The 15,842-nt window shown below is 74.6% G+C and carries 13 protein-coding genes; 9 read left to right on the forward strand and 4 right to left on the reverse strand.

Going from position 1 to position 15,842, the window contains the following annotated elements:
* Window positions 1-37 precede the first annotated feature (37 nt).
* The 4 genes from ABD358_RS19330 to ABD358_RS19345 all read left to right on the forward strand — a co-directional run bounded on the left by ABD358_RS19330 (window position 38) and on the right by ABD358_RS19345 (window position 3,431).
* Complete coding sequence (locus tag ABD358_RS19330) at window positions 38-451, forward strand: DUF3151 domain-containing protein (RefSeq protein WP_344632335.1); 414 nt, start codon at window positions 38-40, stop codon at window positions 449-451.
* 133 nt (window positions 452-584) lie between these two features.
* Window positions 585-1,433 carry a tryptophan 2,3-dioxygenase family protein gene (locus ABD358_RS19335; protein WP_344632336.1) on the forward strand — a complete coding sequence of 283 codons (849 nt, stop codon included), beginning with the start codon at window positions 585-587 and terminating at the stop codon, window positions 1,431-1,433.
* Complete coding sequence (gene kynU / locus ABD358_RS19340) at window positions 1,426-2,655, forward strand: kynureninase (RefSeq protein ID WP_344632337.1); 1,230 nt, start codon at window positions 1,426-1,428, stop codon at window positions 2,653-2,655. The genes ABD358_RS19335 and kynU overlap by 8 nt, the downstream gene beginning before the upstream one ends.
* Window positions 2,652-3,431 (forward strand): alpha/beta hydrolase family protein, encoded by a 780-nt coding sequence (locus ABD358_RS19345; RefSeq protein WP_344632338.1) that lies wholly within the window; start codon window positions 2,652-2,654, stop codon window positions 3,429-3,431. Before kynU ends, ABD358_RS19345 begins: the two co-directional genes overlap by 4 nt.
* 39 nt (window positions 3,432-3,470) lie before the next feature.
* Here the strand turns inward: ABD358_RS19345 and ABD358_RS19350 are convergent, their stop codons facing one another.
* Window positions 3,471-5,039: a PH domain-containing protein gene (locus tag ABD358_RS19350; protein ID WP_344632339.1), complete on the reverse strand. Its 1,569-nt coding sequence runs from the start codon at window positions 5,037-5,039 to the stop codon at window positions 3,471-3,473.
* 1,056 nt (window positions 5,040-6,095) lie between these two features.
* Here ABD358_RS19350 and ABD358_RS19355 point away from each other — a divergent pair.
* From ABD358_RS19355 to ABD358_RS19365, 3 genes are all read left to right on the forward strand, one after another.
* Window positions 6,096-7,439, forward strand: a complete 1,344-nt coding sequence (locus ABD358_RS19355; RefSeq protein ID WP_344632340.1) for a sensor histidine kinase — start codon at window positions 6,096-6,098, stop codon at window positions 7,437-7,439.
* Complete coding sequence (locus ABD358_RS19360) at window positions 7,436-8,101, forward strand: response regulator (protein WP_344632341.1); 666 nt, start codon at window positions 7,436-7,438, stop codon at window positions 8,099-8,101. Before ABD358_RS19355 ends, ABD358_RS19360 begins: the two co-directional genes overlap by 4 nt.
* A 109-nt stretch (window positions 8,102-8,210) precedes the next feature.
* Window positions 8,211-10,040, forward strand: coding sequence for a protein kinase domain-containing protein (locus ABD358_RS19365; RefSeq protein ID WP_344632342.1), 1,830 nt, complete (start codon window positions 8,211-8,213; stop codon window positions 10,038-10,040).
* A gap of 74 nt (window positions 10,041-10,114) precedes the next feature.
* Here the strand turns inward: ABD358_RS19365 and ABD358_RS19370 are convergent, their stop codons facing one another.
* A complete protein-coding gene (locus ABD358_RS19370; protein WP_344632343.1) occupies window positions 10,115-11,752 on the reverse strand; it encodes an ABC transporter permease in 1,638 nt (545 codons plus the stop codon).
* A complete protein-coding gene (locus ABD358_RS19375; RefSeq protein ID WP_344632344.1) occupies window positions 11,749-12,684 on the reverse strand; it encodes an ABC transporter ATP-binding protein in 936 nt (311 codons plus the stop codon). Before ABD358_RS19375 ends, ABD358_RS19370 begins: the two co-directional genes overlap by 4 nt.
* Before the next feature lie 51 nt (window positions 12,685-12,735).
* Between ABD358_RS19375 and ABD358_RS19380 the strand changes: the two genes are divergently transcribed.
* Window positions 12,736-13,326, forward strand: coding sequence for a GbsR/MarR family transcriptional regulator (locus ABD358_RS19380; protein WP_344632345.1), 591 nt, complete (start codon window positions 12,736-12,738; stop codon window positions 13,324-13,326).
* A 12-nt stretch (window positions 13,327-13,338) separates the two neighbouring features.
* Here ABD358_RS19380 and ABD358_RS19385 read toward each other — a convergent pair whose 3' ends face one another.
* Window positions 13,339-14,166, reverse strand: a complete 828-nt coding sequence (locus ABD358_RS19385; protein WP_344632346.1) for a diacylglycerol kinase family protein — start codon at window positions 14,164-14,166, stop codon at window positions 13,339-13,341.
* A gap of 309 nt (window positions 14,167-14,475) precedes the next feature.
* Here ABD358_RS19385 and ABD358_RS19390 point away from each other — a divergent pair, with 309 nt between their 5' ends.
* Window positions 14,476-15,759: an adenylosuccinate synthase gene (locus tag ABD358_RS19390; RefSeq protein ID WP_344632347.1), complete on the forward strand. Its 1,284-nt coding sequence runs from the start codon at window positions 14,476-14,478 to the stop codon at window positions 15,757-15,759.
* The last annotated feature ends 83 nt before the right edge of the window (window positions 15,760-15,842 follow it).

The raw sequence follows: 15,842 nt of genomic DNA on the forward strand, positions 1-15,842 counted from the left end.
TCGTCGCACACCAGGGGCGACCGTGCAGACTGGGCCCATGGCCATTCACGAGAACCTCCTCGGGGGACCGCCCCCGACCCACCTCCCCGACGACCCCGAGCCGCGCGAGCTGCTCGCCGCGGGCACCCCGCCCGCCGAGGTCGCCGCGAAGCACCCGGCCTCCTCCCTGGCCTGGGCGCAGCTCGCCGACGACGCCTACGACGCCAGGCGCGTGGTCGAGTCCTACGCCTACGCCCGCACCGGCTACCACCGCGGCCTGGACGCCCTGCGCCGCAACGGCTGGAAGGGACACGGCCCGATCCCGTTCGAGCACGAGCCGAACCGGGGCTTCCTCCGCGCCCTCCACGCCCTCGCCCGCGCCGCCAAGGCCATCGGCGAGGAGGAGGAGTACGAGCGCTGCACCACCTTCCTGAAGGAGAGCTCGCCCACCGCGGCGGCCACGCTCTCCTGACGGCCCGCCCCACGGGCCCCGGGGGCCGTTCCGGAACGGCCCCCGGTCGGAGCCCTTGCCGTCGCCGGGCCCCGGACCGATGATCTCGGGTAGGGCCCGGCGATCCCGGGCGAGCGCGCAAGGAGATCCACGCATGTCGTCACAACAGCCCGAGGCCCCCGCCGAACACGGTCCGGAGGCCCCGAACCTCGACTTCGCGGGTACCACGCCGTACGAGGACTACGTCAGGGCCGACGTCCTCACCCACCTCCAGCACCCCCTCTCGGACGACCCCGGAGAGATGGCCTTCCTGGTGACCACCCAGGTGATGGAGCTGTGGTTCACCGTCATCGTCCACGAGTGGCACACCGCCGCCCAGGCGCTGCGCGAGGACGACCTGAAGACCGCACTGGCCGCGCTGAAGCGCTCCACCTACGAGCTGACCTCGCTCAACGCCTCCTGGGAGCCGCTGGCCCACCTCACCCCGGCGCAGTTCAACTCCTACCGCGGCGCCCTCGGCGAGGGCTCCGGATTCCAGTCGGCGATGTACCGGCGGATGGAGTTCCTCCTCGGCGAGAAGTCCGCCTCCATGCTCGTCCCGCACCGCGGCGCCCCCCGCGCCCACGCCGAGCTGGAGAAGGCGCTGCACGAGCCGAGCCTCTACGACGAGGTGCTGCGCTACCTCGCCCGCCGCGGCGAGGCCGTCCCCGAGCCGGTCCTGACGCGGGACGTCTCCCAGCGGTACGAGCCCGACCCGGGCGTGGAGGAGGTCTGGGCGCGGATCTACGCCGAAGACCCCGACAGCGACCTGGTACGCCTGGGCGAGGCGCTGACCGAGGTCGCCGAGCTGGTCTGGCGCTGGCGCAACGACCACCTGGTGGCCACCCGCCGGGCCATGGGCGCCAAGCAGGGCACCGGCGGCTCCGCGGGCGTGGCGTGGCTGGAGAAGCGCGCCCGCAAGAACGTCTTCCCCGAACTGTGGACGGCCCGAAGCCATGTCTGAGACCACCGATCTGCGAGACGAGGCGGCCGAACTGGACGCCGCCGACGACCTGGCCGGCAAGCGCGAGCACTTCGTCCTGGAGGACGAGAAGGGCGAGCGCATCGTCTACCTCGACGGCAACTCCCTGGGCGCGCTGCCCCGGACCGTGCCCGCCCGCGTGGCCGAGGTCGTGGAGCATGAGTGGGGGCGGCTGCGCATCCGCTCCTGGACCGAGTCCGGCTGGTGGACCGCGCCCGAGCGGGTCGGCGACCGGATCGCCCCCCTCGTCGGCGCCGCACCGGGCCAGATCGTGGCCGGCGACTCCACCAGCGTCAACGTCCTCAAGGCGGTGGTCGCCGCGATCCGGATGGCCAGGGAGGACAACCCCGCCCGCACCGACCTGCTGGTCGACGAGACCACCTTCCCCACCGACGGCTACATCGCCGCCTCCGCCGCCCGGCTGACCGGCGCGGCGGTCCGCGCGCTGCCCGCCGAGGGCCTGCCCGGCTCCGTCGGGCCGCGCACCGCCGCCGTCCTGGTCAACCACGTGGACTACCGGACCGGCGAACTCCACGACCTGCCCGGCATCACCGCCGCCGCCCACGAGGCCGGGGCCTACACCGTGTGGGACCTGTGCCACAGCGCGGGCGCCCTCCCCGTCGGGCTCGACGAGCACGGCGTGGACCTCGCCGTCGGCTGCACGTACAAGTACCTCAACGGCGGCCCCGGCGCCCCCGCTTACCTCTACGTCCGCCGCGACCTCCAGCCGCGCTTCGACTCGCCGCTGCCCGGCTGGAACTCGCACGCCGACCCGTTCGGCATGAGCCCCGAGTACGAGCCCGCCGAGGGCGCGGTGCGCGGCCGGGTCGGCACGCCCGACATCCTGTCCATGCTGGCCCTGGAAGAGGCGCTGACGGTCTGGGACGGCGTGGACATCGAGGCGGTGCGCGCCAAGAGCCTGGCGCTGACGGACTTCTTCCTGCGCTGCGTGGCGACCCATGTCCCCGAGGGCCGCGTGGAGTCCGTCACCCCGGCCGAGCACGCCCGGCGCGGCAGCCAGATCGCGCTGCGCTGCGCGGACGCGGGCGAGGTGATGGCGGAACTGGTCCGGCGCGGGGTGGTCGGCGATTTCCGCCGCCCCGACGTCCTGCGCTTCGGTTTCACCCCGCTGTACACGTCCTTCGCCGACGCCGAGCACGCCGCCCGCGTCCTGGGCGAGGTGCTGGCGGAACGCGACGCGTGACCGGGGCGACCGCGGGCCCGGCCGTCAACGAGGCGGAGGAGGCGGCGCTGCTGGGCCTGGCCCCGGTGCCGCCGTCCGCCACCGAGCGGTACGGCCCCCACCCCTCCCAGGTGATCGACCTGTACGGGCCCGGGGACGGCCCCCTGATCGCCGTCCTCCACGGCGGGTTCTGGCGCGAGGCGTACGACCGCGTCCACCTCTCCCCGGCCGCCGCCGCGCTGGCCGGCGGGTACGGGCTGCGGGTGGCGCTGGTGGAGTACCGGCGGGTCGGCGGGGGCGGCGGCTGGCCGGAGACCTTCGAGGACGTCGAAAGCGCCCTCGAGCACCTGGGCGGGACGGAGAGGGTACGGGCGCTGGCCGGCCACTCGGCGGGCGGCCACCTCGCGCTGTGGGCGGCGGCCCGCCGGCCGGCGGCGGGAACGGTGGTCGCCGTCGCCCCGGTCGCCGACCTCGGCCGCGCCCACGAGCTGGGCCTGAGCCGGGGCGCGGTCGCCGGGCTGCTGGGCGGCGCCGAGCACGTCGCGGCCCGGCTGCCCGAGACCGATCCGGTACGGCTCCCGCCGCCCGACCCCGCCGAGGTCGCCGTGACACTCCTGCACGGCACCGAGGACGCGGACGTGCCCGTCGAGCTGTCCCGCCGCTACGCCGCCGCCACCGGCGCCCGCCTCACCGAACTGCCCGGCACCGGCCACTACGCACCCGTCACCCCAGGCACGGCCGCCTTCGGGCTGCTGGCGGAACTGCTGGCGGCGCCCCGGACGCCGGGCGGCGGCTGAGCCGGGCCCGCGGAGGCCCGCCGCAGGCCGCGGAAGCGGTCAGGACCCGGCGTTCACGGGGGCTCCCGCGGCCTCCAGCGCACGCAGGATGCGGGCCAGGTCGGCCGGAGCGGCCACGAGCCGGACCGGCCTGCCCGCGTCGTCGATCTCGGCGACGTGCCAGCTCCTGGGGACGGCGCCGTCGTCGCCTCCCCGGAGGCGCCGCACACTCCCGACGGTGAGCCGCTCCACCGGTATCCGCTTCGCCGCGAACCGTCCCGGGCCGGAATGGGGCACCACCGCGGGCGGGCCGCCGCCGAGGACGATGTGGGTGCCGAAGCCGTGCGGGTTGTAGTCCGTGTTCTCCAGGAAGCGGGCGGCCAGGAACACCTCGCCCCCTTCGGCGGACTCCCCGGACTCCCCGGACTCCCCGGCCGCTTCGGGCGCGCCGACCGCTCCGGGCGTACGGACGCGGGTGGCGCGCCAGGCCCGGACGAGGAGGCCCAGCGTGGCCGCCGAACCCGCGGCCGCCCACGCCACCGTCACGGGGAAGGGGAGCGAGGCCGCCTGGTGGAGGTAGCACAGCGGCAGCAGCCACAGGGCCGTACCGGCGAGCGCGCCCGCGAACGGAAGGGCCGACGGGAGGACCTCGTCGTCAGGCCGGCGGCGCCCGCGCAGACGCAGCAGCACCTGGGCGCCGGGGTAGCCCGCGGCGAGGGCGAGCGCGGCCGAGACGACGGCCACGTCACCGGCGGGGGTGATGTGCTCGCGCCACACGTGGCGCTCCCCGGCGACCTTCCGCACCTCACCCCGCCAGAGGGTCAGCTCGACCCTGTCGCCGGGCCGGAACCCCTGGGCGGCCTCCCGCGAGACGCCGAGCCGCTCCACCGGCCGGCCGTCGGCGAAGTACAGCCAACTGTTCTCCCTGGGCCTGTTGGCCTCGGTTCGCTCGATCACGGTCGGCAGGGTGGTCAGGCACTCGGCGGACTCGGCGGCGGGCGTTCCGGCGGGGCACGGGGCGGCCGACCGCCACGCCCGCTCCTGCGCCGCGGTGTCCGGCACGGACCACGCGGCGAGGCCCGCGGCCGCGAGCAGCAGCGCGCACAGGGCCGCCGGGAACACCCAGCCGCCCCCGGCGCTGCGGTACGAGATGACGGGGAGGTGATCCGACGCCGGTGCCCCGTGGCGGCGGTGCAGCGCGCGGAGCGCGTCCAGCTTCGCGTCGAACTCCGGGTCCTGGAGGGACGCACTCCGCGGCTGGGGCAGGTTCAGCTTGCGTCCGTCGCGCAGCGCCACGCCGACACGGCGGCCCTCAGGGGCCTTGTGGTTCCTCTCGTGCGTCAGGTGCACGCGCAGGTCGGCGACGTCCTGCCACGGCACGCTGCGGCGGCGCAGCAGCGTCCAGGTGTGCAGGCCGTACGCGTCGGCGCGCACCCGGGCGGTGGCACTGTGGAGCGACGCCGCGCCCACCAGCGCGGACAGCAGGCCGACGGCCGCCCACAGCACGTCCGGGCCCCGGTACGCCGTGCACGCCGCTGCCAGGACCGCCCCGGCCGCGCCGAGTCCGGCGAAGAACCACAGGGCGCGTCTCCAGGGGGAACGGCAGATCACTTCCCCGGTACTGGTCATACGCGGAATTCTGCCGCCGTCCGGGCCGCGGTTTCCTGTGCAGCATGCGGCAGTCTTCCGGCCATTCACGTTGCCGACCGCTGGAGGCGGGGTGCCCCACGGTGCCCGTGCTCCGGGCGGGGTTTGGAGGTGCGGGTGGGGGTGCCGGGTGGAGGCGGGGCCGGTCCGGGGCGGGTACTCCGGACGGCATGATTTACGGCCGTTGCCGTGTCACGTTTCGGTGCCCGCTCATCGGCCGCAAATCACGCTTGAGTGTCCGGAGCACCCGCCCCTCCCCGTCCCCTCCCGCCGTCGCCGAGTGCGGGCCGCCTCCTGCACACCTCGCGGCCGGGCACATCGGCCTGTGCGACCGTCCTGCCGCAGGATGACGCCGACGGGCCCCTCCTCGTCGTCGCCGTCGTTCGGCACGCCTTGGGCCCGGGGCCGGGCAGGCTCGGATCGTTGTCCCCATGGCGGGGGCGGGGCCGACGGACCCCGCGGATGGGCCGCCCGGGGGACGGGAGTGGTGGAGGGGTGTCTCGCCCGGGTCGGGTCCGGCCGGAGGTGATCGTGGACGGTCGTCCTCGCCCGTGGGTTGCCGGGGTGCCGCGGGGTCGGCCGTGCGTCTGGTGCACGGTCGTCCCCGTGCGGGTGGCGGTGGGCACAGTGCTGGTGCGTTCGGCGACGGCGGGAGGGGACGGGGAGGGGTGTCTCGCCCGGGTCGGGTCCGGCCGGAGGTGACCGTGGAGGGTCGCCCTCATGTGCGGGTGGCGGTGGGCACGGTGCTGGTGCGCTCGGCGACGGCGGGAGGGGACGGGGAGGGGCGGGTGCTCCGGACACTCAAGCGTGATTTGCGGCCGATGAGCGGGCACCGAAACGTGACACGGCAACGGCCGTAAATCATGCCGTCCGGAGTACCCGCCCCGGACCGGCCCCGCCCCCACCCGGCACCCCACCCGCACCCCGGCATCCCGCCGTAGCACGGGCACCCCCCGTCGTGTCCTACCTGAGACGGATCCGGAAGGATGCGACCGCGGGGGGACGACCGGGGCGCCCGCGGTCCCTAGGGTCTTCCCCGTGACCGAGACGACGAAGACGATCCCGCGGGCCACCCCCGCCGCCGGACCGCGCACCGAGCTGCGGATGGTCCGCGACACCCTGCGCGGCCTGCGCGAGGACCTGCTGACCGGGGTCTTCGCTCTCCGGCCGCTCCCCCCGCTGCCGGTGGACGGCCCCTTGCTGCGCCGGCTGTCCGCGGCTGTGCGCGACCGCGTCCGCTGGCTGCCGCACCTGGCCCTCGGGGCCCTGGCGCTGCTGCTGATGTCCGCCGAGATTGACATCTCCTACGACGGTGACGCGGCCTTCGTCCGCGCGCTGCTCCTCGGGGCGCCGCTGGTCGTACTGATCTTCCGGCCGGTCGCCGCCTTCTGGCTGTCGCTGGCCGGGGTGCCCGTGATGGCGCTGACGTACGAGAACTCCGGGGGCTCCTGGCCCTGGACGGGGTCCGCGTTCGTCTCGTACCTGGTGGTGATGCTGGTCGTCGCCGCCCGCTTCCGGCCCCGGGTCGCGGCCTGCCTGTGGCTGCTGACCGTGGTGGTCAGCGGGTTCCTCGACCTGAATGCGCACGGGCAGGAATCGGGCGTCGCCGACATGGCGTACGTCTCCGGGATCGCGCTCACCCTGCTGCTGGCCGTGCGCGGCTGGCGCGAGTCGCGGCGGCAGGTCGTCGAGCAGGTGGCGGTGGTGGAGGAGGAGCGCTCCCGGCGCACGCTGCTGGAGGAGCGCACCACGATCGCCCGTGAGCTGCACGACGTGGTCGCCCACCACATGTCGGTGGTCGCGATCCAGGCGGAGGCGGCCCCCTACCGGGTGCAGGACCCGCCGGAGGAGCTGGTGGCGGCCCTGGCCACCATCCGGGAGAACGCGGTGACGGCCCTGACCGAGCTCCGCCGCGTCCTGGGCGTCGTCCGCGCCGACCTCCCCGCCGGCCTGGACGGCTGGGGTCCGGAGGCCCCGCAGCCCACCCTCGCCGACCTCGACGACCTGCTGGCCAACGTGCGCCGCGCCGGGCTGGACGTGGAGTCGGTGACCACCGGCAGGGTGCGGACGCTGCCGCAGGGTGTGGAGCTGTCCGCGTACCGCATCGTGCAGGAGGCGCTGAGCAACGCCCTGCGGCACGCGCCCGGCGCGAGCGCCCGCGTCGAGCTGGGTCATGTGCCGGTCGGGCTGGGCCTGCGGATCGTCAACGGCCCGCCCAAGGGGCTGGTGAAGGCGTCCCCGGGTGCCGGGCACGGGCTGCTGGGGATGCGGGAGCGGGTGGCGATGCTCGGCGGAGAGCTGACCGCCGAGGAGACCGAGGACGGCGGCTTCGTGGTGGAGGCGTTCCTCCCGGCGGAGCCGGTGGCGGAGGACGCGGCGTGATCCGGGTCCTGATCGCCGACGACCAGATGATGGTCCGCGAGGGCTTCTCCGTCCTGCTGAACGCCCAGCCGGACATCGAGGTCGTCGGAGAGGCCGTGAACGGGTGCGAGGCCGTGGATAAGGTCGCCGGACTCGCCCCGGACGTCGTGCTGATGGACATCCGGATGCCCCGGCTCAACGGGCTGGAGGCCACCCGGGAGATCTGCGCCTCCGGAGCCGGGGCCCGGGTGCTGATCCTGACCACCTACGACCTGGACGAGTACGTCTACCAGGCGCTGCGCGCGGGGGCGAGCGGCTTCCTCCTGAAGGACGCCTCCGCACGCCAGCTCGCCGACGGCGTCAGGACGGTGGCGGGCGGTGAGGCGCTGCTCGCGCCGACGGTCACCCGCCGGCTGATCGCGGAGTTCTCCCGGCTGGCCTCGTCCGCCGGGCCGCGCGCCCCGCTGAGGGAGCGCATCGGGGATCTGACCGAGCGGGAGACGCAGGTCCTGGCGCTGGTCGCGCAGGGACTGTCCAACGGTGAGATCGCCGACCGGCTCGTCGTCGCCGAGTCCACGGTGAAGACCCACGTCAGCCGGGTGCTGGTGAAGCTGGGGCTGCGGGACCGCACCCAGGCGGCCGTCTTCGCGTACGAGTCGGGGCTCGTCGTCCCGGGCGGCTGACCCGCCGCTCCGGCCGGCGCGGGGCGGTCACGGATTGGTTGCCGCCGCCGATGGCGTCCGTGCGCGCCTCTATCCTCGACACACGAGGTGAACGGGGAGGAGCCGCGCGATGGAGCCACTGGGGGACGGGGATCCGCGCCGGATCGGGGCGTACCGGTTGCTGGGCCGACTGGGCGCGGGCGGGATGGGCCGGGTGTACCTGGCGCGTTCCGAGCGCGGCCGTACGGTGGCGGTGAAGGTCGTCCAGGAGGAGCTGGCGCGGCAGCCGGCCTTCCGGGAGCGGTTCGCCAAGGAGGTGGCCGCGGCCCGGCGGGTGGGTGGCGAGTGGACGGCGCCGGTGCTGGACGCCGACACCGAGGCCGGGACGCCGTGGGTGGCCACCGGGTACATCGCCGGCCCGTCCCTCCAGACGGTGGTGGACGAGGACTACGGCCCGCTGCCGGAGGACTCGGTGTTCGCGCTGGCCGCCGGGCTGGTGGAGGCGCTGCGGGCGATTCACGGCGCGGGGCTGGTGCACCGTGACCTGAAGCCGTCGAACGTGCTGGTGACGATCGACGGGCCGAAGGTGATCGACTTCGGCATCGCGCGGGCGCTGGATCCGTTCGCCGACAGCGGGCTGACGCAGACCGGCGCGGTGATCGGTTCGCCGGGGTTCATGTCGCCCGAGCAGGTGCGGGGCGAGCGGGTGGGCCCGGCCGGCGACGTCTTCTGCCTGGGGTCGGTGCTCGCCTACGCCGCGACGGGCCGGACGCCGTTCGGGACGGCCGACAGCGGTTTCCACGCGCTGCTGTTCCGCATCGCGCAGGAGGAGCCGGATCTGAGCGGTCTGCGGGGGCCGCTGCGGGATCTGGTGGGGAGCTGCCTGGCCAAGGACCCGGCCGCCCGGCCCTCGCTGGACGAGCTGGCGGACCGGATCCGGGAGCGCGCGCCCCGGGGCGGGACGTGGCTGCCCGGCGAGGTGCTGGCCCAGCTCGGCCGCCATGCCGTCCAGCTCCTCGACAGCGAGGAGCCCGTCGTCGCGTCCGTCGGAACGCATCCGCCCACGGCGCCGCTCCAGGACCTTCCCTCCGCCCCGCCGCCCGCGGCCTTCGGCGCGCCCTTCACCGGGCCGGTGGCGGCCCCGCAGGCCGCCCCGCCCCTCCACGCGTATCCGACCGCGCCCGTCACCGGCCCGTACGCGCAGCCGGGACAGCAGGGGCAGTCGTGGCACTCCACGCCCCCGCCCCCGGTGACGGCCCCCTATGCGGCGGCCGGGACGGGGCAGGCCGGGGCGGAGACGGTGCGGTCCGTCCGCAAGCTGTCCAGGCTGCTCTGCCTGGCGCTGTTCGTGATGCTGGCCTTCGCGGTGTGCGACGTGGTGGTCCGGCTGCAGATCTTCGGCGAGCTGAACGACCTGTCCGAGGGGAGGGTGTCCTACTTCGCCGTCGACTACGGGTGGCTGGAGACGAAGACCGACCTGATGGCGGTCCTCAGGACGCTCCTGCTGTCGGTGACGGCCGTGCTGTGGCTGGTCTGGTTCTGGCGGGTGAGGGCCAACGCGGAGGCCATCGCCCCGGGCCGCATCCGCTTCCACCGGGTGTGGGCGGTCCTCTGCTGGCTGGTGCCGGTCGTGTCGCTCTTCATGCCCAAGCAGATCGTCAACGACGTGTGCGACAACAGCGACCCCGCGGCGACCCGGGTCGGCCCCTACGGCCACCGCCTGAGCGGCAACCGCGGGCTGCTCAACGGCTGGTGGGCGCTGTGGCTGATCACCATGGTCACCACCGGGCTGATCTCCGGGCACTCCTGGTACGACGAGCCCACCATCGACGACCAGGCGGGCTTCGCCGCCCTGTGGTTCCTCCAGGCCATCCCGGCCCTTCCCGCCACGATCCTGGCGGTGCTGGTGGTCACCCGTCTCACCGCCCTGCAGGAGTACCACGTCGCCCGGCGCGACTGACGGGACAGACGGGACAGACGGGACGCGGAGGCCGGCGGGCCGGCCGGGGAGGCCGGTCCGCCGGCCGCGGCCCGTCAGCCGATGTCGCGGCGGCGGAACGCGGCGAGTCCGGCCGCCGTCAGCCCGGCCGCGAGCAGCAGCAGCCACAGGTACGGGGCCGCGGTCGCCTCACCGCCCGGCAGTTTGGGGAGGTGGGTGAACGGGGTGAGGTTCATGACCCATTGGGGCAGCTCCAGCGTCGGGCCGATCCAGCCGACGACGAGCACGCCGGTGACCAGTCCCCACGCCGCCGCGCTCAGCCTGGGGAGGGCGCCGAAGAGCAGCACCGCCGCCCCGGCGAGCAGCCACACCGCGGGCGTCTGCGCCAGGGTCGCCGCGGCCACCCGCCACACCGCGTCCGCTTCGCCGGCGACCGTCCCGTAGCCCACGCCCATGCCCAGGCCGGCGGCGGCGAGCAGCGCGGCCGATCCGGCGTGGGCGACGAGCAGGTGGCCGGCCGCCCAGCGCAGCCGCGGCAGTGCCCCGGCCAGGACGGGCTCGGCGCGCCCGGAGGTCTCCTCGCCGCGCATCCGCAGCACCGCGCTCGCCGCGTAGACCGCGGCGACCATGCCGAACAGCCCGGCCAGAGCGGCGAGGAAGGCGTCGGTCATGCCCTCCGCGCCGCCCATCCGCTCGATGAGCCGGCGGCTCTGCTCGTTGCCGCCGAGCAGGTCGTCCGCGCCGTCGGCCATGCCGCCGAAGGCCAGGCCCGCCAGCGCGAAGCCGATGCCCCAGCCCAGCAGTGAGCCGCGCTGGAGCCGCCAGGCCAGCCCGTACGGGCCGGCGATGCGGCCCTCGGCCGGGCCGGGGCGGGTGGCGAGGAGGCCGGCGCCGATGTCGCGCCGCCCGGACAGCCCGTACGCCGCGGCCGTCACCGCCAGGGCCAGGGCGGGCATCAGCAGCAGGACCCAGGGGCGCTCGTCGGCGAACGGCCGGACGTTGCGCGTCCAGCCCAGCGGGGAGAGCCAGGCGAGCGCGGAGGAGCCGTCCGCCGTCCCGGAGTCGCCGGCCGCGCGGAGGACGAACGCGGCGCCGAGCACGGCGCCGGTCATCCCCTTGGCGAGCCGGGCGCTCTCGGTGAGCTGGGCGGCCAGGGCTGCGACCGAGGCGAAGACGAGTCCCGTGCCGCCGACCGCGAGCCCCGTGGCCAGTGAACCGGTGGCGGGCAGCCCGGCGCCGGTCAGTCCGAGGGCGATCAGGACGGCGATGGCCGCGTCGGCGGTCGCGGCGGCCAGCAGCGCGGCGGTGAGCGGGGCCCGCCGGCCGACCACCGCGGAGGAGAGCATCTCCTGGCGGCCGGTCTCCTCCTCCTCGCGGGTGTGCCGCACCACGACGACCATGCTCACGATGGCGGTGAGCACGCTGCCCATGGTGAGCAGCTCCCAGACGGAGACCGCGCCGAGGGAGTGGCCGAGGACCGGGCCGTACAGGGCGCGGATCGAGCTGTTGGCGTTCGAGGACGCGGCCAGTTGGGCGCGTTCGGCGGCGGTGGGGTAGAACTCGGCGACGGCGGCGGCGCTCTGCGCGGCGAGGACGGCGAGCAGGACCGCCCACACCGGGATCAGCACGCGGTCGCGGCGCAGCGCGAGCCGCAGCAGCGTTCCGGTGCCGGTCAGGTCGCGGCGGACGCCTCGGGGGAAGGCGGCGGGCGCGGGGTGCGCGACGGCGGTCACGATGCCACGACCCTCTCGTCCTCGGCGGTGCCGGCGGCCGTCTCGTCCCGGTAGTGCCGCAGGAACAGCTCCTCCAGGGTGGGCGGGGTGCTGGTCAGGCTGCGGACGCCGGCCTCGCCGAGCCGGCGCAGCACGCCGTCCAGCTTGTCGGTGTCGACCTGGAGCCGTACCCGCCTGCCCTGGACGGACAGGTCGTGCACGCCGGGGAGCCCGTCGAGGCCGTCGGGTTCGCCCGCCAGTTCGGCGCTGACGGAGGTGCGGGTCAGGTGTCGCAGGTCGGCGAGGGAGCCGCTCTCGACGGTGACGCCCCTGCGGATGATGCTCACCCGGTCGCACAGCGCCTCGACCTCGCTGAGGATGTGGCTGGAGAGCAGCACGGTCCGTCCGCGGTCGCGCTCCTCGGCGACGCAGTCCCGGAAGACGCCCTCCATGAGCGGGTCGAGGCCGGAGGTCGGCTCGTCCAGGATGAGCAGTTCGGCGTCGGAGGCGAGGGCGGCGACCAGGGCGACCTTCTGGCGGTTGCCCTTGGAGTAGGTGCGGCCCTTCTTGGTCGGGTCCAGTTCGAAGCGCTCCAGCAGTTCGTCGCGGCGCCTGCGGTCGAGTCCGCCGCGCAGCCGTCCGTAGAGGTCGATGACCTCGCCGCCGGAGAGGTTGCGCCACAGGCTGACGTCGCCGGGCACGTACGCCAGGCGCCGGTGGAGTTCGACGGCGTCGTGCCAGGGGTCGCCGCCCAGGAGGCGGGCGGTGCCGCCGTCCGGGCGCAGCAGTCCGAGGAGGACGCGGATGGTGGTGGACTTCCCCGCCCCGTTGGGGCCGAGGAATCCGTGTACCTCACCGGTCTCGACCCGCAGGTCGAGGCCGTTCAGCGCGCGGGTCCGGCCGAAGGTCTTCACGAGACCGGACACCGAGACGGCCGTGGTCGCTTTGGTCATGCCCAGGACGCTACGCTTCTTTCAGAAATTTGTGAAGTTACGAAACGGCCGATGTGGCAGGCCTCCACGACCTGGGAGGATGGTCATGTGGTGGTGAACGAGCAGCCGAACAGGCCGGAAGAAGCGGACGGGAAGGGCGCGAAGCCCTACACCCCGGAGGTCGCGGAGTTCGTCGAGCGCTTCGCCGCGGAACTGACCAACGCGGGCATGCAGCGCATGGCCTCGCGCGTCTTCGCCTGCCTGCTGGCGGACGACTCCGGCGCGCTCAACTCCGCCGAGCTCTCCGAACGGCTCCAAATCAGCCCGGCCGCGGTCTCCGGAGCCGTCCGCTACCTCTCCCAGACGCATCTGATCACCCGCGAACGGGAACCCGGCTCGCGCCGCGAGCGCTACCGCGTGCACGCGGACACCTGGTACGAGGCGGTCGCCGACCGCGACGTGCGGCTGGCCCGCTGGGTCGCCACCTTCGAGCGCGGGATCAGGGCCGTCGGCCCCGACACCCCGGCGGGCCGGAGGCTCGCCGAGACGGCGGAGTTCTTCGACTTCATGCGCGGCGAGCTCTCCGCGATGGTGAAGCGCTGGTACGCCCACCGCGACGCGCTCCGCGCCGCCGGCGGCCGCGACGGCTCCGGGCCCGCCTGACCGGCCGCCCTCTCAGGACGCGGCCGAGGCGGGCCGCTGCGGCGGGACGGACGGGTCGGCCGGGACGGTCAGGCGCAGGGCCGAGGGGTGTGCCGTCCAGGTGCGGGTGTGGACCGGGCCGGAGACCACCGCGTCGGCGCGGTAGCGGAAGTGCGTCCCGGAGACGGTGACCGTCCGGGCCCGTGCCCGCACCGGATCGGGCACCGCCCGCTGCCGGACCACCACGTCCGCGAAGCCGCCGCCGGGCGCCACGGAGACCCCCTCCACCGGGCGGTCGAGGTCGGCCAGCAGCACCCCGTCCGCCTCCACCCGCAGCCGCGGCGCCTGCGGGCCCGGCGCGGGCCGGGCCAGGGCGCGGACCAGGGAGCGGCAGCGGTCCAGCGGGCCGCGCTCCGCCCCCTGGGACACCGGCGGAATGCGCAGGCCCCCCAGCACCACCCCGCCGCTGTCGTCCACCAGCAGGTCGAACCGCCGCTCCACCCCGTCGAGCACCGCGCGCGCCGCCCGGACCGCGTCCAGCGGCACCCCCAGCGACCCCGCCAGCGCGACCGACTTCGGCCGCCCCACCGGGACCACCGACAGCGCGCAGTCCGGCAGTTCGCGCTCCATGTGCAGCAGCCGCACCGTGCGCAGCAGCGCCCGGTCGTCGCCGACGACCACCGGGCGCCTGCGGCCCCGGTGCGCCAGGACGCGCGCGGCCTCCTCGGGGCTGTCCGGCAGGGACACCTTCACCCCGGGCGCCCCGGCGCGCAGCACGTCCCGGGCTATCCGTACGGACTCCCCGTCCGTACGACGGGCGAGGGGGTCGATGAGCACGAGCAGCGGATGCGGAACCGGCACCTCGGTTCGGTCCTTCCTCAGGGGTCCGCGGCGGGAGCCGACGGCGAATGGCTGGATATCGACGGTGATCGGGCGGGGTTTTCCGGGGAGAGGGCGGCGGGGGGTCGTTCGGAGGCGGAGGGGCGGGGCGCGTCCGGGGCCGTCGCGTTCGCCTCCCGTCGGAGGAGTCCGGTAATCTCTCGGTGCAAGAGCCCCTGTCGCTGTTGCGCCAGGGGCTTCGTCGATTCGGGGCACCGGTCCGACGGTTCTTGGACAGCGCGTGGCCGACACGCACGTTGGACATGCCCCGACGGGAAGGGGTGTACGCCTGTGCCCGCACTTGTGCTGCTCGGCGCTCAGTGGGGTGATGAGGGCAAGGGAAAGGCCACCGACCTGCTCGGTGGCTCGGTGGACTACGTGGTGCGCTACCAGGGCGGCAACAACGCCGGCCACACCGTCGTCGTCGGTGACCAGAAATACGCGCTGCACCTTCTCCCCTCCGGCATCCTCTCCCCGGAGTGCACTCCGGTCATCGGCAACGGCGTCGTCGTGGACCCGGCGGTCCTGCTCTCCGAACTGAGCGGGCTCGCCGAGCGGGGTGTCGACACCTCCAAGCTGCTGATCAGCGGCAACGCGCACCTGATCACGCCGTACCACACGACCATGGACAAGGTGACCGAGCGCTTCCTGGGCAAGCGGAAGATCGGCACCACGGGCCGCGGCATCGGCCCGACCTACGCGGACAAGATCAACCGGGTGGGCATCCGCGTCCAGGACCTGTTCGACGAATCGATCCTTCGGCAGAAGGTCGAGGCGGCGCTCGACCAGAAGAACCAGGTCCTCGCCAAGCTCTACAACCGCCGTGCCATCCTGGCCGACCAGGTCGTCGAGGAGCTGCTCGGCTACGCGGAGCAGATCGGGGACTACGTCTGCGACACCACGCTGGTCCTCAACAACGCCCTCGACGAGGGCAAGGTCGTCCTCTTCGAGGGGGGCCAGGGCACGCTGCTCGACGTGGACCACGGCACCTACCCGTTCGTGACCTCCTCCAACCCGACCGCGGGCGGCGCCTGCACCGGTTCGGGCGTCGGCCCGACGAGGATCAACCGGGTGATCGGCATCCTCAAGGCGTACACCACGCGGGTGGGCGCCGGCCCCTTCCCCACCGAGCTGTTCGACGAGGACGGGGAGAAGCTGCGCCGGATCGGCGGCGAGCGCGGTGTGACCACGGGCCGGGACCGGCGCTGCGGCTGGTTCGACGCGGTGATCGCCCGGTACGCCACCCGTGTCAACGGGCTCACCGACTTCTTCCTCACCAAGCTGGACGTCCTCACCGGCTGGGAGCGGATCCCGGTGTGCGTCGCCTACGAGATCGACGGCCGCCGGGTCGAGGAACTCCCCTACAACCAGAGCGACTTCCACCACGCCAAGCCGATCTACGAGATGCTGCCGGGCTGGTCGGAGGACATCTCCGGGGCCAAGACCTTCGAGGACCTGCCGAAGAACGCGCAGGCCTACGTCAAGGCGCTGGAGGAGATGTCGGGCGCGCCGATCTCCGCCATCGGCGTCGGACCGGGCCGGGACGAGACCATCCAGATCAACTCGTTCCTCTGATCCGGACCCCGGCCGGCGGAAGCCGGCCGGGCCCTCCGCGCGACACACGAGGGCCGCGCCGTACCCGACGGCGCGGCCCTCGC

The organism is Streptomyces glaucosporus (assembly GCF_039533345.1).
GTDB classification, from domain to species: domain Bacteria; phylum Actinomycetota; class Actinomycetes; order Streptomycetales; family Streptomycetaceae; genus Streptomyces; species Streptomyces glaucosporus.